The 25068-nt window shown below is 38.7% G+C and carries 28 protein-coding genes and 1 other RNA gene; 13 read left to right on the forward strand and 16 right to left on the reverse strand.

What is annotated here, in order from left to right; translation table 11 throughout:
• The first annotated feature begins 43 nt into the window (after positions 1-43).
• Entirely contained in the window at positions 44-1249 is a 1206-nt protein-coding gene (locus tag RM529_RS10615) for a site-specific integrase (RefSeq protein ID WP_311484771.1), read from the forward strand.
• Positions 1250-1279: 30 nt separating this feature from the next.
• Here RM529_RS10615 and RM529_RS10620 read toward each other — a convergent pair whose 3' ends face one another.
• The 6 genes from RM529_RS10620 to RM529_RS10635 form a co-directional block, all read right to left on the reverse strand.
• On the reverse strand, positions 1280-1804 hold the full coding sequence (locus tag RM529_RS10620; RefSeq protein ID WP_311484772.1) for a Riean_0653 family protein: 525 nt from the start codon (positions 1802-1804) through the stop codon (positions 1280-1282).
• 28 nt (positions 1805-1832) lie between these two features.
• Positions 1833-2153, reverse strand: coding sequence for a Riean_0653 family protein (locus RM529_RS10625; RefSeq protein ID WP_311484773.1), 321 nt, complete (start codon positions 2151-2153; stop codon positions 1833-1835).
• On the reverse strand, positions 2104-2364 hold the full coding sequence (locus RM529_RS18240; RefSeq protein WP_489752734.1) for a Riean_0653 family protein: 261 nt from the start codon (positions 2362-2364) through the stop codon (positions 2104-2106). Before RM529_RS18240 ends, RM529_RS10625 begins: the two co-directional genes overlap by 50 nt.
• A gap of 18 nt (positions 2365-2382) precedes the next feature.
• The gene (locus tag RM529_RS18120) at positions 2383-2715 is read right to left on the reverse strand and encodes a Riean_0653 family protein (RefSeq protein WP_432264531.1); all 333 of its coding nucleotides are present in this window, start codon (positions 2713-2715) and stop codon (positions 2383-2385) included.
• A complete protein-coding gene (locus tag RM529_RS10630; protein ID WP_311484774.1) occupies positions 2688-2915 on the reverse strand; it encodes a Riean_0653 family protein in 228 nt (75 codons plus the stop codon). Before RM529_RS10630 ends, RM529_RS18120 begins: the two co-directional genes overlap by 28 nt.
• Before the next feature lie 727 nt (positions 2916-3642).
• On the reverse strand, positions 3643-4260 hold the full coding sequence (locus RM529_RS10635) for a porin family protein (protein ID WP_311484775.1): 618 nt from the start codon (positions 4258-4260) through the stop codon (positions 3643-3645).
• A gap of 118 nt (positions 4261-4378) precedes the next feature.
• On the opposite strand from RM529_RS10635, the gene xerD reads away from it, so the two are divergent.
• Complete coding sequence (gene xerD, locus RM529_RS10640) at positions 4379-5275, forward strand: site-specific tyrosine recombinase XerD (RefSeq protein ID WP_311484776.1); 897 nt, start codon at positions 4379-4381, stop codon at positions 5273-5275.
• A gap of 336 nt (positions 5276-5611) precedes the next feature.
• Positions 5612-6559, forward strand: coding sequence for an aldo/keto reductase (locus RM529_RS10645; protein WP_311484777.1), 948 nt, complete (start codon positions 5612-5614; stop codon positions 6557-6559).
• Between the two features lie 94 nt (positions 6560-6653).
• Here the strand turns inward: RM529_RS10645 and rny are convergent, their stop codons facing one another.
• The 4 genes from rny to RM529_RS10665 form a co-directional block, all read right to left on the reverse strand.
• Complete coding sequence (gene rny, locus RM529_RS10650; protein WP_311484778.1) at positions 6654-8216, reverse strand: ribonuclease Y; 1563 nt, start codon at positions 8214-8216, stop codon at positions 6654-6656.
• A gap of 51 nt (positions 8217-8267) precedes the next feature.
• A non-coding RNA gene (ssrS, locus tag RM529_RS10655) (6S RNA) lies at positions 8268-8388 on the reverse strand.
• Between the two features lie 48 nt (positions 8389-8436).
• A complete protein-coding gene (locus RM529_RS10660; RefSeq protein ID WP_311484779.1) occupies positions 8437-8730 on the reverse strand; it encodes a cell division protein ZapA in 294 nt (97 codons plus the stop codon).
• Between the two features lie 9 nt (positions 8731-8739).
• Positions 8740-9030, reverse strand: coding sequence for a hypothetical protein (locus tag RM529_RS10665; RefSeq protein ID WP_311484780.1), 291 nt, complete (start codon positions 9028-9030; stop codon positions 8740-8742).
• Positions 9031-9210: 180 nt separating this feature from the next.
• Here RM529_RS10665 and RM529_RS10670 point away from each other — a divergent pair, with 180 nt between their 5' ends.
• On the forward strand, positions 9211-10899 hold the full coding sequence (locus tag RM529_RS10670; RefSeq protein ID WP_311484781.1) for a M23 family metallopeptidase: 1689 nt from the start codon (positions 9211-9213) through the stop codon (positions 10897-10899).
• A gap of 133 nt (positions 10900-11032) precedes the next feature.
• Here the strand turns inward: RM529_RS10670 and RM529_RS10675 are convergent, their stop codons facing one another.
• On the reverse strand, positions 11033-12181 hold the full coding sequence (locus RM529_RS10675) for a cysteine desulfurase family protein (protein ID WP_311484782.1): 1149 nt from the start codon (positions 12179-12181) through the stop codon (positions 11033-11035).
• A gap of 124 nt (positions 12182-12305) precedes the next feature.
• On the opposite strand from RM529_RS10675, the gene RM529_RS10680 reads away from it, so the two are divergent.
• The gene (locus tag RM529_RS10680; RefSeq protein WP_311484783.1) at positions 12306-13388 is read left to right on the forward strand and encodes a hypothetical protein; all 1083 of its coding nucleotides are present in this window, start codon (positions 12306-12308) and stop codon (positions 13386-13388) included.
• Here RM529_RS10680 and RM529_RS10685 read toward each other — a convergent pair.
• Both RM529_RS10685 and RM529_RS10690 read right to left on the reverse strand, forming a co-directional pair.
• Complete coding sequence (locus RM529_RS10685) at positions 13385-13936, reverse strand: DUF8465 domain-containing protein (RefSeq protein ID WP_311484784.1); 552 nt, start codon at positions 13934-13936, stop codon at positions 13385-13387. The genes RM529_RS10680 and RM529_RS10685 overlap by 4 nt on opposite strands.
• A gap of 1 nt (position 13937) precedes the next feature.
• Positions 13938-14141: a hypothetical protein gene (locus tag RM529_RS10690; RefSeq protein WP_311484785.1), complete on the reverse strand. Its 204-nt coding sequence runs from the start codon at positions 14139-14141 to the stop codon at positions 13938-13940.
• A gap of 638 nt (positions 14142-14779) precedes the next feature.
• Here RM529_RS10690 and RM529_RS10695 point away from each other — a divergent pair.
• From RM529_RS10695 to RM529_RS10705, 3 genes are read left to right on the forward strand one after another with little or no spacing between them, the layout of a single operon-like run.
• A complete protein-coding gene (locus tag RM529_RS10695; RefSeq protein WP_311484786.1) occupies positions 14780-16579 on the forward strand; it encodes a DUF8693 domain-containing protein in 1800 nt (599 codons plus the stop codon).
• Positions 16576-16863: a DUF2752 domain-containing protein gene (locus RM529_RS10700; RefSeq protein ID WP_311484787.1), complete on the forward strand. Its 288-nt coding sequence runs from the start codon at positions 16576-16578 to the stop codon at positions 16861-16863. The genes RM529_RS10695 and RM529_RS10700 overlap by 4 nt, the downstream gene beginning before the upstream one ends.
• Before the next feature lie 14 nt (positions 16864-16877).
• Entirely contained in the window at positions 16878-17213 is a 336-nt protein-coding gene (locus RM529_RS10705; protein ID WP_311484788.1) for a CCC motif membrane protein, read from the forward strand.
• A 70-nt stretch (positions 17214-17283) separates the two neighbouring features.
• Here RM529_RS10705 and rocD read toward each other — a convergent pair whose 3' ends face one another.
• Complete coding sequence (rocD, locus tag RM529_RS10710; protein ID WP_311484789.1) at positions 17284-18528, reverse strand: ornithine--oxo-acid transaminase; 1245 nt, start codon at positions 18526-18528, stop codon at positions 17284-17286.
• A gap of 171 nt (positions 18529-18699) precedes the next feature.
• Here rocD and rlmD point away from each other — a divergent pair, with 171 nt between their 5' ends.
• From rlmD to RM529_RS10725, 3 genes are read left to right on the forward strand one after another with little or no spacing between them, the layout of a single operon-like run.
• Positions 18700-20109 carry a 23S rRNA (uracil(1939)-C(5))-methyltransferase RlmD gene (gene rlmD / locus RM529_RS10715; protein WP_311484790.1) on the forward strand — a complete coding sequence of 470 codons (1410 nt, stop codon included), beginning with the start codon at positions 18700-18702 and terminating at the stop codon, positions 20107-20109.
• Between the two features lie 58 nt (positions 20110-20167).
• Positions 20168-20689, forward strand: coding sequence for a DUF6452 family protein (locus RM529_RS10720; protein WP_311484791.1), 522 nt, complete (start codon positions 20168-20170; stop codon positions 20687-20689).
• Positions 20655-21371, forward strand: a complete 717-nt coding sequence (locus RM529_RS10725; RefSeq protein WP_311484792.1) for a DUF6048 family protein — start codon at positions 20655-20657, stop codon at positions 21369-21371. The genes RM529_RS10720 and RM529_RS10725 overlap by 35 nt, the downstream gene beginning before the upstream one ends.
• A gap of 184 nt (positions 21372-21555) precedes the next feature.
• Here the strand turns inward: RM529_RS10725 and RM529_RS10730 are convergent, their stop codons facing one another.
• Positions 21556-22716 (reverse strand): THUMP domain-containing class I SAM-dependent RNA methyltransferase, encoded by a 1161-nt coding sequence (locus RM529_RS10730; protein ID WP_311484793.1) that lies wholly within the window; start codon positions 22714-22716, stop codon positions 21556-21558.
• Positions 22717-22822: 106 nt separating this feature from the next.
• Here RM529_RS10730 and RM529_RS10735 point away from each other — a divergent pair, with 106 nt between their 5' ends.
• A complete protein-coding gene (locus RM529_RS10735) occupies positions 22823-23491 on the forward strand; it encodes a ZIP family metal transporter (RefSeq protein ID WP_311484794.1) in 669 nt (222 codons plus the stop codon).
• A 44-nt stretch (positions 23492-23535) separates the two neighbouring features.
• The gene (locus tag RM529_RS10740) at positions 23536-23964 is read left to right on the forward strand and encodes a DUF4268 domain-containing protein (RefSeq protein WP_311484795.1); all 429 of its coding nucleotides are present in this window, start codon (positions 23536-23538) and stop codon (positions 23962-23964) included.
• A gap of 33 nt (positions 23965-23997) precedes the next feature.
• On the opposite strand, the gene xth is transcribed toward RM529_RS10740, so the two are convergent.
• Positions 23998-24666 carry an exodeoxyribonuclease III gene (xth, locus tag RM529_RS10745; protein WP_311484796.1) on the reverse strand — a complete coding sequence of 223 codons (669 nt, stop codon included), beginning with the start codon at positions 24664-24666 and terminating at the stop codon, positions 23998-24000.
• Positions 24667-25068 lie beyond the last annotated feature (402 nt).

Here is a 25068-nt window from a genome sequence, read left to right on the forward strand (position 1 = left end):
CTTTCGTACTCTTAATAATTGTTTCATTTAAAACGATCAAGCAATGCGTACCAGTCAAACCTTTTCTATTTCTTTTTTCATCCGCAAAAAGAAAAAGCAACCAGAACTCGCCCTCCTTTATGCCCGAGTTACCGTTAATAGTAAATCATTAGAAATTAGTTTAAAACGAACTTTGCCTGTAAACAGGTGGAACCAATCAGCCGGAAAAATACTAGGCAATAGTGCAGAAAGCTACCAAATCAATAAAAAACTTGATGAAACCAAGGCTCTTTTGTATAAGGCATACGATAGTTTGTTGAAAGAAGATCAGGTCATTACGGCTCACCTTATTAAAGACCGGTTTTTAGGAACCGATCAGCAGCACTATACTCTACTTTATCTTTTAAGCTATCACGACCAAAAAATGTCCGATGTCTTGAAGTACGGCACCATGGAGAATTACAGGACTACAGAGAATTACCTGAAGGAGTACCTGAAAAAACAACATCGTACTTCAGATATTTATTTAAAGCAGATTGACTACCAATTTACCATAGGCTTTGAAAGTTACCTTCGCTCACTGTCCAGCCTTCAAAATAATGGGGTAATGAAGCACATGGAGCGCTTTAAGAAGCTGATGCGACTGGCGGAACATTTAGATTGGATAGAAAAGAACCCCACCGTAAGATTTAAGCTTCGCTTTGAACAGGTAGATATGGTTTATTTATCCAAACCGGAATTGGAAAAGATCAAAAGCGCAGAATTTGAAAAAGATGTTTTAAGGATTAACCGGAATATTTTTGTTTTTGCCTGCTATACAGGTTTGGCTTATGCCGATGTTAAAGCTTTAAATAAAAACCATTTACAATTTGGGATAGATGGTAAGAAATGGATTTATACCCGAAGAAGCAAAACCAATACAGCTGTTCGTATTCCTTTATTAGAAGAAGCTGAAGAAATCCTGAATTGTTATAAAGATCACCCAAAAATAGACGGCACGGAAAAATTGTTACCGGTGTACTCCAACCAGAAAACAAATCAGTATTTAAAGGAAATTGCTGATGAAGTAAAAATTAGGAAGAAACTTAGCTTTCACACAGCCCGCCATACGTTTGCGACAACTGTTACTCTGGCGAATGGAGTGCCTATAGAAACAGTTTCTAAACTTTTAGGTCATCATAAAATATCAACTACCCAAATTTATGCAAGGGTGATTGATTCCAAAATTTCTAGTGATATTGATAATTTGAGAGCAAAGTTGAACGATTAAGAATTGGTGGTAGAAATACCTGAGAGACGATTATAATTTCATATCGAAGCGGCCTTCCCGGATTTCTACCACTTCCCCTGCCTCATTTACTGCATCAAACCAGAAGGTCCCGGAAACAATATTAGTATTCTCATCAAATTTTGTAAAGATGATTTCGCCGGTATTTTCTTGGGTAGTCTCAAAACGTATGGCCCCTATTTTGTATGTAGCATTTTGTGAAGTGATTTCTAAACTAAGAGTATAAGCAGAATTTTCTAAAATTATTCCCTTACTATTAAGCCCAATTGCTTCATTCCTATCTCCCCGTTTATTAATAGCAAAAAGTCCAAAATGATATTCTCCATCTACAAATTGGTAGAATACCTGTTGGGTTGGGCCTCCCAATTGGTTGCCGCCTGGAGTAAAAGGTTTTCCATCTACCAAACAGCCAATTGTGCCGGCACCAGTTTGGGTGGCTGGAGGCAAACAATCTAACGGGTTATCACAATCATCTTGTTTTGAACAAGAATTAAAATTGAATAGAAGGAGAACAATCAAAAATTTCAATGTTTTCATGATATGTGGTTTTACTAATAAGTATCAATTATAACTCCATATCGAAGCGGCCTTCCCGGATTTCAACCATTTCCCCTGCCTCATTTACAGCATCAAACCAAAAAGTGCCGGCAACAATATTAGTATTCTCATCAAATTTTGTAAAGATGATCTCGCCAATAAAATCGGAAGAACTAGCAAAATCTGATGCTCCATAGAGATAAAGAGCGTAATTAGAATTTGTTATTTCTGATCCAATAAAATAGGATACGTTTTCTCTTATTTCAAAATTCTTAAGAAATATTCCTACGCTTTCATTTCTATCCCCTTTTTTGTTTAGAACTGAAAAGCCCAAAATGATATTCCCCATCTACAAATTGGTAGAATACCTGTTGGGTTAGGCCTCCCGATTGATTGCCGCCTGGAGTAAAAGGTTTTCCATCTACCAAACAGCCGATTGTGCCGGCACCAGGTTGGGTGGCTGGAGGCAAACAGTCTAACGGGTTATCACAATCATCTTGTTTTGAGCAGGAATTAAGACTGACTAGCAGAATTACTAATATAAGCTTCAATCTTTTCATGATAAATGGTTTTTGTAACTAATTGGTATACAGCATATCAAAGCGTCCATCGGTAATTCTAATTTCATTGCCCTCATTGTCAAATACGGTGAATTCAAAAGTTCCTGAAAGAATATAATTTTTTTGATCTAAATTTGTAATAATTAATTTACCAGGTTTTTCATCTTCAGTGGTAGAATATTTTAAACCTTTAATAATGGCCCCGTAGGTATTTCCTGATTTTTCTTCTTCAAAAGAATATGTATAGGATTGTAAAGGTGCTATATCCAGTCCACCAATACTTATACTAAGTAATTCAGGGCCACCACCACTTGAGGCGGCAATTACAAAAGTATATGCCCATTTACAAATTGATAAAACGCGTTTGGTCTCCCCCTTCCGAGATTATCAGGAATAAATGCCTCCCCATTAATTAAACAGCCAAAAGTCTGTTGTCCGGTTTGGGTAGCAGCTGGTAGTTGATCAATAGGTTTTCGGGGCTGGTCATCATCATTGTTGCATGAAGTGTTAAATAAGAGCCCCAAGATTAGAATTAATTGTAGTATTTTCATGTGTTTTTATTTTTAAAAATTTAAGATGGCCTCCTTTAAAATTTCAAAATGAAATCCTTCATTTTTAATATTATTTTAAAAGTTATTGTTGTGGTAGTGCAAACACTAATAGTCTTCCGTTAACAAAGCATTACAACTTATGGAATACTCGAAAGATTTTTTGGAGAAAGGAGGTGGACTGTCTATTTCTTATTGTCTTAAAGCATCAGTTCAAATATCTAAAATTGAAGCTTTTAAAGCTGGTAAATAAAGGAACAAATGTGCTTTTTAAATTGTTATGTAAATGTTAATTTTACAGCTGATATTTTTAATATATCCCTCATAAATAAATGTCTGTATCCGAATTTGTGTTTAAAGGATTAAACTTTTAGAGAGAGGTTTTAAACCTATCTACTCATACTAGAAATATAAAGCAAGATGTGTCATTTTAATGACAATTTTACTTTGCGCCCGGAGGTTGCAAATTTATTTCATTAAAAGGGAATATGTAGAGCAAGAGGGTAACGGGCAGAGCCACGTTACTGTTGCATATTCACCTGATTAACAGTTATATAATAATTTATTAAGAACAACTTTTTGGTAAATTTGCGTCAAAATCTCTGCAAACCCTTATAAACAGGGAAATTTTTGCGTCAAAAGTTATTAAAAAACATAATTCTAGCCAGTCCTCACCACATTCCCTTCCATTCAGTAAAAGCTTCATTTGTAAAATATTTCTGGCTATACTCTAAAACATATATCCTATCCCAGCCTGGAAAACAGAGTTATGAATATCATAATCTTCAATTAAATCTGAAAATCCATAGATATACCTTCCCTGGATAAAAAATCCATTATTAAATTTATACTCCAAACCGGCAACACCTCCAATTTCAAAATCCTGAATATTGCTGACGTCTGAGACATCAGTATCTCCTCCATCCTCAAAAGGTGCATTATCAATTTCCTCATTTACCTTAAAGTTAAAAGAAGGTCCGGCCTGTACATTCAATCCTTCCACAAGATAAATCTTTGCCAATACAGGTACACTAATGTAATCTAACTGGTACTCTACGTTGTCATCAATATCAAAAACGTTGTCTTGTTCATCATCTGAAAGATCAAATCCTTGTGCAGAATAAAGCACTTCCGGCTGGATAGAAAACTTATCTGCCAAAGGTATTTCTGCTAATAATCCCAGATTAAAACCTGTACGTGAGTCAGGATCCTCAAGTCCCTGTATCCCGTCGCCTGTAAAGCTTGAGAAATTGACTCCACCTTTAATCCCAAATTGTACAAATTCCTGTGCACTTACTGCTGTAGTTGCAAAAAAAGCTATTGCAACCATCAAAATTCCTTTTTTCATCTTCATAATTTTTCTTTTTTGTTTGAAGCAAATGTAAGAGTGAGTTCGTTAAGAAAATCTTTATTCATGGCTAAAGTATTATTAAGGGAATGGCTTAAAATGTTATTATATTTAGCCTATGAAATGGGAAACTGCACTAACAGACTACCGCCATTATTTGAAGATAGAACGGGGCCTCTCGTTAAATTCTATTCAAAATTACAGCCTGGATATTGCAAAGCTTATCAAGTTTCTGGAAACGAATGATATAAAGGTTGCACCAATACATATTTCTGAAGAAATCGTCCAGCAATTTATATATGAAACTGCAAAAACTTTGAATGCGCGGTCGCGGGCGAGAATAATTTCCGGTTTACGCGGATTTTTTAATTTTTTAGTCTTTGAAGATTACCGGAAAGACAATCCTCTGGACCTGGTAGAAGCTCCAAAGATTGGAAGGAAACTTCCCGATACCATTTCTACGGAAGAAATTGACGAAATTATTGCAGCCATAGATCTTTCCAAAAATGAAGGTGAGCGCAACAGAGCCATTATTGAAACCTTGTACGGCTGTGGTTTAAGGGTTTCGGAATTGATCGAACTCAAAATTTCAGATCTTTTCTTTGAAGAAGGCTTTATTAAAGTCACCGGAAAGGGTGATAAGCAGCGTTTCGTTCCTATTTCTGAATATACCCGGAAGTATATTAATATTTACAGAAAGAAAGTACGTGTTCACCAGGTGATTGAGAAATCATCATCAGACACTTTGTTCCTTAACCGAAGGGGAAAAAAACTAACCCGGGCAATGATTTTTACTATTGTGCGAAGACTAGCAGAAAAAGCAGGTATCCGTAAGAAGATAAGCCCGCACACCTTCCGGCATTCCTTTGCGACCCATCTTTTGGAAAATGGTGCCGACTTACGGCCGATTCAGCAAATGATGGGACACGAGAGTATTACGACCACAGAAGTTTATATGCATGTAGACCGAAGACACTTGCGTAAGGTAATGGAAGAATTCCACCCACGCAGATAGTTTTTAGTTCGGAGTTCGGAGCAAAAATTTCCTTCTAGTTCGATAATTGTGATTTTACAGCAATCTTTTAAAAACCACTAATTCACGAATAAATCAAAGTTTTGATTCGTGGATTGGCGGCGCCAGAGACTACAGTCCGATAATTTCCATTTTCAGGATGTGCCTTATCACTCCCCTCCTTTTTTAAAAAGGGGTGGCCGTAGGCCGGGGTGGTTTTGCTCCCCTCCTTAAAAAAGGAGGGGTGGCCGCAAGGCCGGGGTGGTTAAACTTCTGCTAAAGCAGAAAAATTACTTCAGAAAACCTTTAAAATATTGGTACTTTGAAAAAAAGAAAACTATGAATAAACTAAAATTCAGAAACGGCGACGAAATGGCCGCCATTGGACTCGGTACCTGGAAATCTGATAAAGGAAAAGTGGGAGAAGCTGTAAAAACTGCTTTAAAATCGGGTTACCGGCATATAGATTGCGCCTCGACTTATGGAAATGAAGCCGAAGTTGGAGAAGCTTTTTCAGAGATATTTTCAGAAGGAAAAATTAAGCGTGAAGAGGTTTGGATAACTTCCAAACTATGGAACAATGCACATAAAAAAGAGGATGTAATCCCGGCTTTAAAACAAACACTACAGGATCTTCAACTGGATTATCTGGATTTATATTTAATCCATTGGCCTGTTGCTTTTAAGTCTGGTGTCGCTTCTCCAAAAAATGACGATGATTATTTGTCCCTGGAAGAAGCACCAATTATTGAAACCTGGAAAATGATGCTGGAAGCGAAAAAGCAGGGGCTTGTAAAACACGTGGGAGTTTCAAACTTCAGCATTAAAAAACTGAAAGATCTTATAGAAAAAACCGATGATATTCCTGAAATGAACCAGGTGGAACTTCATCCCTATCTTCAGCAAAATAAATTGCTGGAGTTTTGTAAAGAAAACAATATAAATATTACCGCCTTTTCACCTCTTGGTAGTGGCGACAGACCTGACGGAATGAAAGCTGATGATGAACCTTCCTTACTGGAAAATGAAGTTATTACGAAAATTGCCAAAAAACATGATGCTTCCGCTGGACAGGTTCTTATTAAATGGAGTGAACATCGTGGTACAGGTGTAATTCCTAAAAGTACCAATCCCGGGAGAATTAAGGAAAACCTGGAAAGTGCCAATATTGAACTTGACGGTGATGACCTTAAGGAAATCGCGAACCTGGATAGGCATTTTAGGTACGTAACCGGAGAGTTTTTTGTTACAGAAGGAAATAGTTATGAGAATATCTACGATGATTAACCGACTGCTTCTGAATAAGGAAACATAAAAAAATCCCGCGAATATCTGTTTCGCGGGATTTTTTTATGCTCTTGTTATGCTCCTGGGAACGATTTTATTTGGCAATATTTACCGCCCTCGTTTCCCTGATCACAGTGACTTTTACCTGTCCGGGATACGTCATATCTGTTTGGATTTTCTGTGAAATCTCGAAAGAAAGGTTGGAAGCTTTTTCATCATTTACCCTTTCACTTTCTACAATTACCCGCAATTCCCGGCCAGCCTGGATGGCATAAGCTTTTTTCACTCCTCCAAAACCAAAGGCAATTTCTTCAAGATCTTTTAAACGTTGAATGTAAGAATCCAGCACCTGCCTTCTCGCTCCCGGTCTTGCGCCGCTAATAGCATCACAAACCTGCACAATTGGCGATAATAGGGAAGTCATTTCCACCTCGTCGTGGTGAGCTCCAATTGCGTTACACACTTCCGGCTTTTCACCGTATTTCTCAGCCCATTGCATTCCTAAAATAGCATGCGGAACCTCGGTTTCGGTATCCGGCACTTTTCCAATATCGTGAAGAAGACCGGCTCTTTTTGCCAGTTTCGGGTTTAACCCGAGCTCTGCTGCCATTACTCCGCACAACTTCGCAACTTCCCTGGAATGCTGAAGCAGGTTCTGACCATAAGAAGAACGATACTTCATACGACCAATAACTTTAATCAGTTCTGGATTTAATCCATGAATCCCAAGATCTATAACGGTACGCTTACCGATGTCGATAATTTCTTCATCTATCTGCTTGCGGGTCTTCTTTACAACTTCCTCAATACGCGCCGGGTGAATCCTGCCATCGGTCACTAGTTTGTGCAAAGATAAACGGGCCACTTCCCTCCTAACAGAATCAAAGCAGGAAAGAATAATTGCTTCCGGAGTGTCATCTACAATAATTTCTACGCCGGTAGCGGCCTCGATAGCCCGGATATTTCGTCCTTCCCGGCCAATTATCCTTCCTTTTACATCATCACTCTCCAGGTTAAAAACTGAAACGCAATTCTCCACCGCCTCTTCTGTACCAATCCTCTGGATGGTGTTTATAATGATCTTCTTCGCCTCCTGCTGTGCGGTAAGTTTTGCTTCTTCTACGGTGTCCTGGATCATTGCCATGGCATCGGCCTTCGCCACATCTTTTAAAGATTCTGTGAGCTGTGCCTTGGCATCTTCTGCAGAAAGGCCAGAGATCACCTCTAACTGCTGTACTTTGCTGTTATGCAGCTTATCAATTTCTTCCTGTTTTTTCTCCAGGTACGCCGTCCTGTGCTCGTAATCTGCTAACTTCTCTTCAAGGTCTTTGTTAAGTTTTTTATTCTTGGCAATCTCACCAGAAACCTGGGATTCTTTATCCCGAATGCGCTTTTCTGCATCGCCTATTTTCTTGTCACGGCCAAGAATTACTTTTTCGTGTTCAGATTTAAGTTCAATAAATTTTTCTTTTGCCTGAAGAATTTTATCCTTCTTAATGCTTTCACCTTCAGCTTTGGCCTCTTTGATAATACTGGCAGCAGATTGCTCGGCACTTTTTATAGTTCCGGAAGCTTTTTTCCGCTCCATCGTTTTAGCAATTGCAAAACCAATGGCAATGCCTACCAGTCCTACAACGATCATTATAATTATTTCCATGTAGTTAAAATTTATGTATAAAAAAAGCCTGTATTAGTTGTGTTTTGGATTAAACTCCTTAAAATCAAGTTTAGGGCTAACAAGCTGATCAAGAATCCGCTCATCCCGATAAATCGGGAGCGGCGCGCTTTTACAACTTAGACTCACCCTCTTTAAAGAATCCGTGTTGAGTTTATCAAAAAATCACTAATACAGGCAGTAACCTATTTATTTAAAGAACTTAAGTCGCTAAATGCTTATGTAACAATTCATTAAGCGATTTCAATTTATCTTCTGCTTCAATCATTTCAGAAGACTTGTCTATGCCCTGCTGTTCAGTTTGGGCTGCAAACTGTAAGGCACACATAGCAAGTACATCCTGCTTATCCCTAACGGCATAACTCTGCTCAAATTGTTTGATCATGCCTTCGATTTTTTTTGCAGCCTTGCGCAATCCTTCTTCCTGTTTTGGTTGAATGGTTAAAGGATACACACGATCTGCTATCGATATTTTGATCTTTAATTTATCGGCCATTATTACTAATTAGTCGGATAACTGCACAATACATTGGTCAATTTCCCTTATCAGACTATTTATCTTGAGCTTTGTCTCTCTCTTATAATCATTACTGCCCAGCATCGCATTTGCAGCTTTTAAAGATTGAATACGCTCTCCGGAATTTTCCAGTTCCTTTTTTAAGGCGGCGTTTTCAGATTTCACAGATGTCAATTCTTCCTGTAAAGAAGCCTGCATCTGCTTTAAAACTTCATACTTGTGAAGCAACTTGCTGATTCTATTTTCAAGACTATCAACTATTTCCGTTAATTCACTCATAAAAGCTGGATATGATGCCAATCCCTACAAAGTTAGCATACCGTTTGAAATATCCCAATACTTTTAATCCTATTTTCATAAAAATCGTCTATCAGCCTCAATAAACTCAGGCAAAGCCATTTACTTTTGCACGGAGTTTGATTATCTTTATCCCGCTATGAATTTGCTTAAACAAGTCTTATGAAGTTTTATTATTTACTTATTTTTCTTACCATATCGCTACTTGCACAATCCCAACCTAAAGTACCCCAGGATTACTTTGAAAATCCGCTTGATTTTCCCCTGGTACTTTCAGGAACTTTTGGGGAATTAAGATCGAATCATTTCCATAGTGGCCTTGATATTAAAACACAGCAACGGGAAGGCCTGGAGGTAAAATCTGCCGCGCCCGGGCATGTTAGCCGGATTAAAATTCAGCATTATGGCTATGGGAAAGCGCTTTATATTCAGCATCCAAACGGTTACACCACAGTTTATGGCCACCTGCAGCGTTTTTCTCCGGAAATTGAAGCCTACGTGAAAAAACAGCAATACGCCAACGAATCTTATGAAATTGAACTTTTTCCGGAAGCCGGAGAACTTCAGCTGGAAAGCAGAGATCTTGTGGCCTACAGCGGGAATACCGGTGGCAGCGGAGGCCCTCATCTTCATTTTGAAATAAGGGACGGCAGCCAGCGACCTATGAACCCAAAATTATTCGGAATAGAAATTCAGGATCATAGAAAACCCATAATTAACGGACTTTTTGCTTATCCCATGGACGAAGATTCGCATGTAAACCATTCCGCAGAACGGCAAAGAATAAGGCTAATTCCTTTAAAAGATGGCACTTATACTGCTGAAAAAATAAATGCGTGTGGCAAAGTGGGATTCGGGATTTCTACTGTAGACCAGCAGGATATGGCTTCCAACCAAAACGGGGTATATAAAATTGAAGCGAACTTAAATGGCGACAATGTGTTTCAGCTTAATTTCGACAGATTTTCCTTTGCTGAAACCCGCCACCTCAATCAATTAATAGATTATGAATATTACACCAGCACTCGGTCGCGGGTTCAGAAGTTGTTTGTGGAAGAAAGCAATCCCTTAAGCCTTTACGCAAATGTCCAATCTGAAGGAAGGCTGGAGATACAGGACAGCCTGGATTACAATTACACCATAAAAGTTACCGATTTTGCCGGGAACGAAAGTGTAATTAGAGTACCTATTCAAGGTGAATATAGTGAGAAGGTTCAGCCGAAGCAATTGGAGGAAACCGAATATTTTGTGCAGGCAAATCAATCTTTTTCTACAGAACAGAATGGAATTGATGTTTATATTCCAAAGGGAAGTTTATATCAGGATAAATATCTGGATATCAGTTTTAACGGCGATACTATTAACCTGCACAAAGATGATACTCCAATTCATCAAAATATCACGATTGGCTTTGATGTAAGCAAGTATGAGCCGGCAGAAAAGGAGAAAATGTTTATCGCAAAACTTGGTTACAGAGGGCGTCCCAGTTATTCTTCAACGTATAAAAAAGCAGATAGGTTTACCACCGGGATCAGGACTTTTGGTAACTACACCCTGGCTTCAGATAATAAGGAGCCATGGATAAGTCCGGTAAATTTTTCTGACGGGCAGTGGATTTCCAACAACAGTAACCTTAAGGTGAAAATAAGTGATGATCTTTCGGGAATTAAGAGCTATCGCGCTACGGTAAACGGGAAATTTATCCTTATGGAATACGAATATAAAGATAATACCCTTACCCACGATTTTCGTGACGGCGCTGTTACAGAAACTGAAAATGATTTTAAGTTGATTGTGACTGATAATGTGGGAAATACTAATACCTACGAAGCGAAATTCTTTAGAAAATAAATAGATGCTGAAAAATGACAAATATCGATCTACTGTTTTTAGATCTCACAGGTTTTAAAAACCTGAGAGGTCTGCGTAGTGGATGAAAATTCAGCCTACCCTCGAAAATGCCAATTATCGATCTTGTATTGAATCAGGCTTCAATAAACTCTTTTAAAACCTGCACCACGTAATCCATTTCCTCTTTGGTATTGTATTTTGAAAAACTAAAACGGATAGAAGGTTTAACCAGGTCTTCTTCTGCTAAAAAAGCACTTAAAACGTGAGATTCTTTGCTGCTTCCGCTTTGGCAGGCACTACCTTTTGAACAAGCTATACCTTTTAAATCCAACTGAAACAACAGCATTAGCGCTTTTTCCGAAGAAACCGGGAGGCAAATATTGATAAGCGTGTAAGTGCTGCTTTCAGGATCTTCGCAGTTACCATTGAACTTCACACCCGGAATTTCTGCTTTTAAAGTTTCAATAAAATGCTTTTTTAAAGCCAAAACTTCAGCTTTTTCTTTTTCCAGGTTGTTGTATGAAATTTCAATAGCTTCCTCCAATCCTACAATATTATGAACCCCTTCTGTCCCGGCACGATGCCCGCGCTCCTGCTCTCCTCCAAAAATAAGTGGTTTGAGTCCACTGTTTTTCCTGATAAATGCAAAACCCACACCTTTTGGTCCGTGGAATTTGTGGGCGCTGGCTGCTAAGAAATCAATTGGGATCTCCTTCAGGTCGAGTTGATAATGTCCAACAGACTGTACTGTATCTGAATGAAAAAGGGCATTATTGGTCTTACAAATTTCAGCTACTTTTTTAAGGTCGATTTTATTACCAATTTCATTGTTTACGTGCATTAAACTCACCAGCGTTTTTTCTTCCGAAGCAGCCAGTAAATGCTCTAAATCATCTAGAAAAACATTACCTTTTTCGTCGAGTTTTACGTAGCGCACTTCTATTCCGAAGGATCTTTGCAACTGCTCTACAGTATAAAGTACCGCATGGTGCTCTATCCTTGAAGTAATTATTCGCCTTACCCCAAGATCACGTACAGCACTATTTAGCACCAGATTATCGGCCTCTGTACCTCCCGAAGTAAAGATAATTTCAGATGCCGATACGTTTAGCCAGGAAGCTACAGTTTTTCTAGCCTGTTCAACTAAAGTTTTCGATGATCTTCCATAACTATGTGTAGATGAAGGGTTTCCGAAATTATCTTTCATGACCGTGCTCATTCTGTCGATGACTTCATCCCGAATTTGAGTAGTTGCTGCTGAGTCTAAATATACTTTTTTCATGGAGCACAAAAATAGCAGATTTTAAATTATTTATAAGAAGCTTCCTTAGAAATCTATATTTCCTCTACTTTTGTTCCAGAGCATAAAAATTTGAATTTTATGCACCAATTTAAAGTTTTTGAAGATGAAGAGAATTTTTGCCCTGATAATGATTTGTTGCGCCGCGATCTCCTGTGACAGTGGTGATATTATCGTGACCAGCTTTGATCTGGAGGATAGCCAGCTCCAGCTTTGCGGCCGTGAAACTAAAGTTTTATACGCCACAAATAGTGAGGATGTTTTTGAATCTATGTCGCTACTGATCTCGGGAAACGATATAAGTTCTGAAGCGAATACGCTGAGAACAGAACCCGGACCTGTAGGGTTAACGCTGAATAATAACAATATTCTGGTTTATCGCATCTACGATGATGCGCTTCCTACTTCCAGCAGCAATCCCTACTTTTGTAGTGAAATCCCTCCAAGCGAGCCGAGTGTTCTTGAAGAATACAGAAGCTCTTCCAGGGGAACTATTGAAATTACTACGAATTTTAGGGATGAAACGAACGATGCAGATGCTGATGGTGATGGGGTTTCCAATTTAAACGAAGGTTTTGACCTGGAAAACGATCAACATTTAGATTCTGATGGCGACGGAATTCCTGATTACCTGGATATAGACGATGATAATGATAATGTGCCTACAAGACTGGAAATTAGTGCTAGTGGAGATGCCGTGGTTACCATTAACGAACGGGAATTTCGGGATACCGATGAAGATGAAATTCCCAATTACCTGGATGCAGATGATGACGGAGATGGTGCACCAACACGAAATGAAGTAAATGAAGAGAACCTGAGTACCCCACAGTTATACCTAAATGCTGCAAATCGTGCTTACTACCTCGACAGGCAGACTGCTATTTCCCTCGCAAATCCTGAATACCTTGAGAACCTGATTCAGAACAGGAGAATAAGGAGCTACATAGAACTAAGAGATTTTTCTTTAATTAAACAGGATGGCAGTGGGGAAGAAATAAAATTTTCTGAATATTCACTTGGTTATTTTGATGAGACTATAGAATTTACAATTACAGGGGAGAACGAAGAAGAAGTTGATGAAGACGAAAATGTGGATGAAGATAATGACGAGAACGAAGAGGATAGTGAAGACGAAGATGGTGCTGAAGAAAATGAGGAAGATGGAAACGGCGAAGAAACTAATTAGGCCTTTGTATTCTGAAAAATATAAACTTCAGTAGCCCCCAGCCCATATTTCTTGAAATCGGCATCATAAAATTTAAGGTTGGCATAGCGACCGAAAAGATAATCAAGCTCGGCTTTTAAAACCCCTTCCCCTACTCCGTGGATAAACACCACCTTTTGTATGCGTTTTTCCATGGCAAATTCCAGCTGACGTCTTGCTGTATCCAGCTGAATATCCAACATCTCGTAATTGGATAAACCTCTTGTAGACTTTGTAAGTTTATGGATATGCAGGTCTACCTCCATTGGAGGAGCATTTCTTTCTTTAGGTTTGATACGTTGACTATTCGGTTTTTTTGGGATTTTTTTTTCCTCAAGAACCTGATTAAAATCCACGTTATCTGTAAAATCTTCTATGGGAGTTTCAATCTTAACAAGATCTGAGGCAGGAAATTCCATATTAAAACCTTCACTGGTTTTAATTTCCACCATGTCTCCTTCATGCGTAACCACGATACCCTCAAGGTTATCGTCCAGTAATTCCACTTTATCTCCGGGCCTAAAATTCATATTATTCCTGGTTTTCCTCTTCTTTATGATCGTCTTTAGTTGCTACCCAATGATTAGTAGCCCTGTAGAGACCAATCATTATTATAATAAGCCCAAAAATCTTAAAATACTGATTTGGATTTTCAGCAGCAATGGTATAGATAAGGAGTCCGCCGCCAACTACTATTAAAATTGTGTTCACTACCTGCGAATTCCGGTTGCTCATTTCTTATCCTAAATAAATTGGGTTGTAAGATTTTTGACAAAGTTATAAGGATTTAGTTTCCCTGACGCCGGGAAACTAAAATAAATCAGCATTTTTTTTAAAATGGGTGCTGATGAAGAGATTGAAAACAGGTTTATACGTGGAGCAGGAAAATCTGTAAATACCTGAAATTAATATTTAATACCCCGCAAGATGCTCCTTTAGAAATTTTCTTTTGATTGAGATGCTCTGTAACGGATAAGATTTAGCTACGAAATTTTTTTCTTTCAAGCTCCAGTATTTGTCTGCTCAACTTTTTCTCCTGCTGCCGGTTGTCCAGTAAAGTCCGTACAAAAAAGACAAATAATATACCAACTAATGAAAATCCTGCTACTAAAATTATTATCTCCATCCCAAATTATTTTCAATTATACTTCTTACAACTTTGCCAAAAATAGAAAATATTGCCTCCCGCTACCCAAGTCTTTAGCAAGAGTTTAACCTTTTTCATATAGGTATTTAACAACTCTCTGGAACAAGAAAATCACCTCGGGAACTACTGCAGTTGAAAAGACGGTCTTTGTTTTTTTAACAGCTATTTCCAAAAAGCAAATGGCTTTAATTTTTTTATTACCTTTCTTATTGATTATCAAAAATAAATGAGATTAATACAACTTCTTTTTTTACTATTATTATTCAATTCTTCTTACGGACAATTGAGTATTTCTCCTTCTGTAACAGGAGATAGCTACATCTATGTAAATAATGAAGTATTATTTATTGAAGATGGTATCGATTTAAAAAAGAATCACCAGCCATCTACCCAGGCCAGCATTTATTTAAGGAGTGAAGCGCAAATATTACAGGGCGAAAAAACAACAAACAAAAACTCTGGAGAAGGTCTGGTATCTGTGTTCCAGGAAGGTACTTCCAATGCCTTTGACTATAATTACTGGTCACTTCCAGTCGCTAATGTAAGTGCAAATAAATCTGTAAGCGAGATACTGTACGAACCCCTGGATATCACCAGAAGCAGGAAAGCACTTGTTACTTCCGAATTAAACGGCACAGCAGATCCACTTACAATTTCGAAACGCTGGCTACATAAATTCTCCGGAATAGATTATCTGGACTGGAGGTACATTGGTGACCTTTTTGATCTTCTTCCCGGCGAAGGTTTTACTATGAAAGGAACTAACGGTACAAGTTCCACTATTATAAACGGAGTTCAAAATAATACCGGCAGTTCTCAACGTTATGATTTTAGAGGCCGGGCTAACGATGGTGAGTTTCAGGTGAGAATCATGAAAGATCAAAGCCTCCTTGTGGGGAATCCTTACCCTTCTGCACTCCATTTAAGGCACTTTCTGTTTAATAATACCAGTACAACAGGAATTGCATATTTCTGGGATTCCAAGGACAATGGTCGATCGCATTATCTATCGGATTATGAGGGTGGTTATGGCGCGTATTCTCCCGGAGCCAACGCCTATGTGCCGGCCGTTTTTAAGAAATTTCAGGGCCAGGGCAATATAGTTAATGCCACAGGTGAAACCGGCGATATTATTCCGCGTGAGTTTGCCCCTGTTGCCCAGGGATTCATGTTGATTGGCAGCGCCGACGGTTATGTTACCTTTACGAATAGAAGCCGTATATATATAAAAGAAAACAGTGAGAACTCCGGCTTTAAAAGTGCATCAGCAAACCTTCTTACATCAGAAGTCACTCCCAACCTTCGCCTGGACGTAGAAATAAACGATCTATATACGCGTCCTCTGATCCTTGCCTTTCGTGAAGATGCCACTAAGAATGCAGATTGGGCTATGGATGCAATGACTTTAAACAGAATTTCTTCAGATGTGGGATGGTTTATTGATGAAGATTTTTATATAATAAACGTCCAGCCTTTTTCTACGGAAGAGAAAATACCAATTATTGTAAATATGGCTTCGGAAGGGGAAGTGACATTCAATTTAAATTCTACCAAAGCATTTGAACCCGAAAAGGTTTTTTTATTCGATTCTGAAAGAAATACTCAGATAGATCTGAAAAGCACTGGCTACCGTGTTTTTCTTGCAAAAGGCGAATATGAACAACGGTTTTCTCTTGGATTCCAAATGCCCGTACCACTCCCACAAGATACGGAAGAGGAACAGCCGGCCCCCGAAAATGTTCCGTATAAGCCTAAAGTTGTAGTTCCTCCTGAAGCAGAGATACAAATCCTTCAGAACAATGCTGAAGGTCTCCTACAGATAAAGGCTATAAAAGAAGCAAATATCGACCAGGTAACCCTGTACGACCTGAAGGGAAGTAAAATATTCAGTCAAAAAATTACAGAAAAGGAACAGGAGCTGAGTTTTTCCACCAACGGGCTTAGTGATGCAGTTTATATCTTAAAGATCATCACTTCAGATAAAAAAGAAATCAGTAAAAAAATCAGCATCAAAAAACAACAATGATGGAAGAATACATGCTCCCTTGTTTAAACAAGAAACTCTTCGGACTGGAATGTTACGGGTGTGGCGGACAACGCGCAGTAGCTCTACTTTTAAAAGGGGATTTTACGGCTGCTTTTCACATGTTTCCGGCAATTTATCCATTATTAGTGCTTCTTGGATTTTTAATGCTGAATCTTTTCTTTAAATTTAAACATGATTACACAGTAAAAGTAAGCTTAATTATATTTACTGCTTTTGTCCTGGTCACAAGTTATCTTTATAAAATTTTTCGAATAATCAACTAACTAAACCGTGTTTTATGGAAAGAGAGCAATTACCAAATTCAACACTAGTCCTTATTTTTGGAATCCTGTCCATTGTTGGCTGTTGTTGCTATGGTGTCTTAGGAGCAATTTTTGGAATACTGGCTATAGTAATGGCCAAAAGGGCGCAACAGGTTTATGAAACTGATCCTGATTTATATACTGGTTATCAAAATGTGAAAACGGGCAAAATTTTAGGGATAATTGGCCTGGTAGTGAGCGTACTTTATATCGTCTTAATTGTGGTCATGTTAATTATATACGGTGGCCTTGAAGGTATTCAGGAACTGCAGGAGGAGATTCTCAGGGAATCCGGTGCATGGGAACAGTAGGAATTTTAAGTAACTTACAAAATAGAAAACCCCGCTACAAGGCGGGGTTTTCTATACATTTCTAAATAAGTTATTTCTCAAACTGCTTTAGTGTATTTGTAATAATATCTACGCAATCTCTCAGCTGCTCTTCGTTCATTACCAAAGGTGGTGCAAAACGGATAATATTCCCGTGAGTTGGTTTGGCCAACAGTCCGTTATTTTTAAGCGCTACACAAATATCCCAGGCAGTAGTACTTTCGGGAGAGTCGTTTATAAGAATAGCATTTAAAAGGCCCTTACCCCTCACTTCGTTTACAATATTCGAAGTTCTGATAAAATCGTCCAGCAACCTTCTAAACAACCCGCCTAATTCCTCCGCATTTTCAGCAAGTTTTTCATCCCGAATAACTTCCAAAGCAGCATGAGCAACTGCGCAGGCTAAAGGATTTCCTCCAAAAGTAGAACCATGTTGTCCCGGTTTTATTACATTCATCACCTTATCATCTGCAAGAACAGCAGAAACAGGATATACTCCACCAGAAATTGCTTTCCCCAGGATAAGAACATCCGGTTTTACATTCTCGTGATCTACTGCTAGTAATTTTCCCGTACGGGCAATACCGGTTTGTACTTCATCTGCAATAAAAAGGACATTGTGCTTCTTACAAAGTGCCTTTGTTCTTTCTAAATAACCTTCAGAAGGTACGTAAACCCCAGCTTCACCCTGTATAGGTTCTACCAGAAATCCGGCAATATTATCATTCTCTTCAAGAACCTTTTCCAGCGCGTCTACATCGTCGTAAGGAATTTTAAGAAAGCCGGGAGTGTAGGGACCGAAATTCTTTCTTGCTCCTTCATCATTAGAGAAAGAAATAATTGTGGTTGTTCTTCCGTGGAAGTTATTTTCACAAACTACTATTTGGGCTTCGGTTTCCTTTACACCTTTGGTTTCATAGGCCCATTTTCTGGCTAGCTTAATCGCGGTTTCCACAGCCTCTGCACCGGTGTTCATTGGAAGCAGTTTATCAAATCCAAAATATTTTGTCGCATACTCTTCAAAAGGTCCTAATACATCATTATGGAAGGCTCTGGAAGTTAAAGTTAATTTAGCAGCCTGTTGGGAAAGTGCTTCAATAATCCTTGGATGGCAATGTCCCTGGTTCACGGCAGAATAAGCAGAAAGGAAATCATAATACTTATTTCCTTCAACATCCCACACATGTACCCCTTCTCCTTTGCTCAAGACAGCCGGGAGCGGATGGTAATTATGAGCTCCATGTTTGTCTTCTAATTTAATTGCTTCTTCTGAAGATTTAATTTCCTTTAATGGCATTTTTTAATCTTTTTATATCATTTACTTCTTCAATTCCTTCTTTTTCCGTTGAATTTAACGGAAGCCGGAGAGAAATCATCCTGAATTCAAATCTTTGCAAATTACTAAATGTTTGCTGAAATTTTCAAGGTGAGCCTTAATAAATCTTAGCTTTTATCCTATTTTTGCGCCATGGGCAGAAAGAAAAAAAATAAGTTATTTGAAGCTGTTGAAGTTATAGATGCCGGTGCAAAAGGTAAAAGCATTGGTAAAGCGCCAGACGGAAAGGTGATTTTTATAAATAATGCCGTTCCTGGTGATGTGGCAGATATCCAGACGATAAAGAAAAGAAAATCCTACTACCAGGGTACAGCTGTTAATTTTCATGAATATTCCAGCAAAAGGGTTGATCCTGTTTGCCAGCATTTTGGCACCTGCGGGGGCTGTAAATGGCAATTTATGGACTATAAATATCAACTGGAATACAAACAGCAGGAAATTAAAAATAACTTACGCCGTATTGGCAAAATAGAGCTCCCGGAAACCACTCCCATTCTTGGCAGTAAAGAAATATACTTCTACAGGAATAAAATGGAATTTTCTTTTAGTGACAGCCGATGGCTCACTATCGAAGAGATTCAAAGTGGAAAGGATTTCGACAATAAAAATGCTTTGGGCTTTCATATCCCCGGGATGTGGGATAAAATCCTGGACATCAAAAAATGCCATTTACAGGAGGACCCCAGTAACGCAATCCGGAATTTTATAAAGATTTTCGCTACAGAGAATGAGATGCCATTCTTTAATGCCCGGGAACAAGCGGGCTTCTTGCGCACGTTAATGATTCGCACCTCTTCTACCGGTGAAATAATGGTTTTACTTCAGCTTTTTGAAGAAAACAAGGAAAAGCGGGAACTTTTATTGAACAACATAATTGCAGAATTTCCCGAGATCACATCGCTTCAGTATGTAATTAATTCCAAAGGAAATGATACTATTTATGATCAGGAAGTAATCTGCTATCACGGTCGTGATCATATCTTTGAAGAAATGGAAGGTCTTAAATTCAAGATAAATGCAAAATCTTTTTACCAGACCAACTCGGCACAGGCTTACGAATTGTATAAAATCACGAGAGATTTTGCCGATTTAAAAGGAGATGAAATTGTATATGATCTCTATACAGGAACAGGGACTATTGCACAATTTGTGGCGGCAAAAGCACAGAAAGTTATTGGTGTAGAAGCCGTACCGGAAGCAATTAAGGACGCTAAAGAGAATGCAGAACGCAATAATATAGAGAATACAGAGTTCTTTGCCGGGGACATGAGGAAAGTCTTTACCCAAGACTTCATCAATAAACATGGCAATCCAGACGTTATAATTACAGACCCACCCAGAGACGGCATGCATAAAGATGTGGTAGCTCAAATTATTGGTATATTGCCACAGCGAATAGTTTATGTAAGCTGTAATTCTGCTACACAGGCACGTGATCTGGAAATTTTGGATGAGTATTATAAAGTGACAAAAGTGCAGCCGGTAGATATGTTCCCGCAAACCTTCCATGTCGAAAATGTGGTATGTTTAGAAAGAAGGTAGCACCGGGCCTGGAAAAGAAAACGCTGTATTTCTTTTCTACCAAACAATATAAGAGACAATGAAATCTTTTTATTCAGAAAAAATTTTTATCGCTTTGGCTACAATCCTGCTTTTCGCAGGATGTCAGCGGGACGATATCTGCCCTGCAAGTACCCAGACTACTTCACTGCTCGTTATCAGGTTTTATGATGTAGAAAACAGGGATACTCCGCAGGCTCCAATAAACCTCAGGATTAAAGCCGTAGAAGATACTTCGGTTTTAATGCTGAATGTTAACCAGGACAGCCTTGCTATTCCGTTAAGAACAGATCAGGATATAACTTCTTATGAATTTACTTTTAATTATGCTGAAGAAGAAGATCCTGAGAGCCCTGTAGAAGAGAATAATACCGACATCATTGATTTTTACTACGCCCGTGACCAGGAATATATTAACAGGGCCTGCTCTTTTAAAATAAATTATTCCGGGTTAAATGCCAGGATTGATCCTGGTGACGACGCAGCATGGATCTCAGATTTTGTGATTGAACAAGAAGAAGTTGAAAATGAAAATAACGCCCACATATCTTTCTATTATTAGCATTATCCTGTTGTTATGTGCCAATAGCGGAACAGCACAAACGGAACAAACGGAACAACTGCAGGATAGCACTGAGTTCAAGCAGAAATATGGATTGCGGGTCGGCCTGGATCTTAGCAAACTCATACGCACAGCATTTCAGGACGACTACAGGGGTTTTGAAGTTATAGGTGACTATCGTGTATATAGGAGTTTCTATGCTGCTGCCGAAATTGGCAATGAGCAGATAACCTTTGATGAAGGTTTAATAAGGGCAACCTCTTCAGGTAGTTATGCTAAGATTGGAGCAGATTATAATGCATATAATAACTGGCAGGATATGCAGAATAGCATTTTTGTAGGTATTCGCTATGGTTTTTCTACATTTTCCCAGGAACTGGAGGAATATACCATTTATACTACAACACCATATTTTGGCCCCGACACCAGGACTCCGGAAGATCCTGAAACTACTGGTTTAACGGCCAGTTGGATAGAATTAATGGCCGGGATAAAGGTAGAAGTATTAAATAACCTCTTTCTTTCTGCCAATGTGCAGCTTAAACGCCGGATAGGACAAAGCTCGCCCTCCGGTTTTGATAATTTGAGCATTCCGGGCTTTAACCGCACCTACGATGACAGTCAATTTGGTGTGGGATATGCTTATACCATTTCCTATTTGCTGCCACTTTACAAAAAATAACATTCAGTTCTAAGAGATCTTTCTGCTGAAAAATATTGGATGAAATACCTTGATAAGGTGATTTAACTAAATTGGCCGACGTTCCAAAATGCCCATTATCGACCTTTAGAAATAAAGGCGCTTAAAATTAAACCCTTTAACTTCAATTGAAGATGTACCCTATCCAGACACCGCAAAATTTATTTTAATCCTGCTGTTTGTGGACCTTCTTTGTGCCTTCATATATTTCATACTTCAGGAGCCTTGATTCTAAAGCTCCGTTGTACATTTTTATCTTCCGCGAAGGTCGCAAACCAACATTCTTAATAGCTTCCAGGTTAGAAGTAATAAACCAGGCCTGGGTACCGGGATAATTCTGCTTCAATGTGTCACCAATCCTTTTGTAAAATGCAGGCATATCAATTTCCAACCGCTCACCGTACGGCGGATTAAATACCATATGCAGGTGCCTGTCATTCTCCTTTTCACTCTCGAAGAAATCCTGTCTTTCAACTTTTATAAATTCTGAAAGGTTTGCGTTTTCTACATTGTCGATTGCCTTATGAACAGCTGAAGGTGAAGTATCGTACCCTTTAATCGTGAAATGAAATTCACGGACTTTCTTTAAGACTGACTCTTCTATCTTTTCAAACAAATCTGCGTCCCAATCTTTCCACCTTTCAAAAGCGAATTCCTTTCGGTTTAAATTGGGGGGGATATTACAAGCGATCATAGCAGCTTCTATTAAAAGGGTACCGCTACCACACATTGGATCAAGAAAATCACTCTGGCCGTTCCACCCGGATTGTAGCAACATCCCGGCCGCCAAAACTTCATTTATGGGAGCGATATTTGTCGCTGTTTTATAGCCTCGCTTGTGCAAAGATTGCCCAGAACTATCAAAACTTACGTCACAAAAATTCTGTTCTATATGAATATTAAGCCGAAGAGTAGGAAAATCCAGGTCCACATCTGGCCTTTTACCAAATTTATCCCGAAACCGATCTACAATGGCATCTTTGGTTTTTAAGGAAATATATTTAGAATGGGTGAAAGTTTCAGAATGTACGGTGGCATCTATCGCAAGAGTATCGTCCACATCCATAAACTCTTCCCATGGAAGGGCATAAATACTTTTGTAAAGATCCTCTTCAGAATATATTTTAAAGCTTTTATAGGGTTTTAAAACCTTAATTGCGGTTCGAAGACACAAGTTTGCCTTATACATAAAGCCATTATCCCCTGTAAAACTCACATTTCGCGTTCCTTCCTTAATATCCATTGCACCAAGCTCTCTTAGTTCTTTAGCCAAAAGAGGTTCAAAACCAAACATGGTCTTGGCGATCATCTTGAAATTATTTCCCATATCACATTTTTAAAGAACCGCAAAAATACGTTAATTTTGTCCATTATAATAATACGTCCAAAGCTGAAAGTTTTAGGCCAGGAACGCAAACTCCTTCAATAAATTAATGATTTATATTTTACCCTTACTTTCGGTTTTTGCAGGTTACGTAATCTCAATTTTTTTAAAACCCTCGTCCTCCACAGGTTTTCAGTTATTGCTTTCGTTTAGTGGTGCTTACCTGCTTTCTGTAACAGTCTTTGAATTGTTACCTGAAGTATATGCGGGGGATTCTTCTGAAGTTGGAATCTTTATAATGCTGGGGCTTTTGCTTCAGATCATCCTGGAATTTGTTTCCAAGGGAGTGGAACATGGTCATATGCACCATAATGATGATACGGGATCTTTTCCTTTTTTATTACTGCTTAGCCTAAGTTTACATGCGCTATTAGAGGGATTTCCGCTTAATAACAGCGGACATTTATTACATGGTGTTGTTATTCATAAAATCCCTGTGGCGGCCATTTTGTCTGTGTTTCTCATAAGATCAAAAATAAGTAAAGCTAGGATTTTTCTGTTTTTGACGATTTTCGGACTAATGACACCAATTGGAAGCTGGCTTCAGGAAAATTTGAAATTCCTTAATCAATATTCCGTATATATTAGTGCCATGGTAATAGGCATCTTTTTACACGTTTCTACAACAATTCTATTTGAATCGGCTAAGAACCACACTTTCAATGCTTCGAAACTCGCGATTGTGGTATTGGGAATATTATTAGCCTATTTTATTTGACGTATTATTTTCTTCGGAAAAAATTCAGCAGAAAAATTTAAAGAATGTTTAGCAGGGAAGAATCAAAAAAATTGACTCAGGAATTCTGGACGAGCTTCGGAAAAAAATATGAGCAGCAGTGGATTTTGTACAACACAAAAATTAAGGAAGTCCAGTTGAAATTTACTTTTAACAGAAAATTTGCCCAGGTTGCTATGGATGTTAGCTCTGCAGATTCCGTTATACAGGAATACTATTACGAAAAGCTGATTTCACTGAAAAAAATTTTTAAAGCTGAATATTTACCCCAAGCAATTTTTGAAGAGAATTACCTCCTACCCGAAGGAAAAACGGTGTCCCGGGTGTATGTTCAGCTGGATAATGTAAATATTCATAATAAAAACGACTGGCCGGTAGTACAGAAATTCCTCACCGAAAATATGCTGAAAATGGAAAAATTCTTTAGAGATTTTGAAGATTTTATTAAAAGTTGAAAAAATGATTTTTGGTTAAATCAGCAGCCTTTCCTACTTCAGTTCGATCCAAACCGGCACATGATCACTGGTTTTCTCCCACCCGCGCACCTCTTTATCCACCCCGCCATCAACAAGACTGTTAGCTAGTTGCGGACTGATTAAAAAATGATCGATACGCAAACCCGCATCCCGCTTGTAAGCATTCCGGAAGTAATCATAAAAGGTATATATCTTTTCATTTGGATAAAGCTTCCGTATCGCATCAGTCCACCCCTGGTCAAGCAGGTTTTTAAATGCCAGCCGCACTTCGGGTCTAAACAGCGCATCATGCTGCCATTTTTCCGGTTTATAAACGTCCAGGTCTGTAGGCATAACATTATAATCACCAATTAAGATCACGGGAGTTTCCATTTCAAGAAGTTCCTGGGCACGTGCAGTCAGCCGTTCATACCATCGCAACTTATAGTCAAATTTCGGTCCCGGAGCAGGATTTCCGTTTGGCAAATAGAGACAAGCAATAAGTATGTCACCAACGAGCGCTTCCAGGTATCTACTCTGAAAATCATCAGGATCACCCGGAAGACCGCGACTAATCTCATTAATTTCCAGGTCCCGCGAGAGAATCGCGACACCATTCCATTGCTTTTGTCCGTGCCAGATCGTGGTATAACCAGCTTCAGTAATCGCCTCTTTCGGAAATTTCTCATTGGGAGTTTTCAACTCCTAAAGGCACACAATATCTGGTTTTGCAGATTCCAGCCAGCGTAACAAAACAGGAAGTCTGGCGTTAATTCCGTTTACATTATAAGTAGCTATTTTCATAAAAGCTAAAAATTGGGATTTTTAATTCTTCTCTAAAAGATAAGAATAATGGAATTATTATCTCCTCATAACATAAAGGTTAATATTTTTTTAAGGTAAAGCAGAATATCTTTTATGGAGTGCCCTTCGGGCCGGGCTATCCGCGCTACGCGGTAGCCGCTCCTATCCCTCACGCAAAGACGTTCACTAAAGCACGATAATTGCCATTTTCAAGGCATCTTCTTAGAATCCGGAAAAATCATTTTTGATAACCGGTCAATTCCCCCAAATGGCACCTTCCCTTTTTTCAAGGGAAGGTGG

It is taken from the genome of Autumnicola edwardsiae (genome assembly GCF_031846505.1).
GTDB classification, from domain to species: domain Bacteria; phylum Bacteroidota; class Bacteroidia; order Flavobacteriales; family Flavobacteriaceae; genus Autumnicola; species Autumnicola edwardsiae.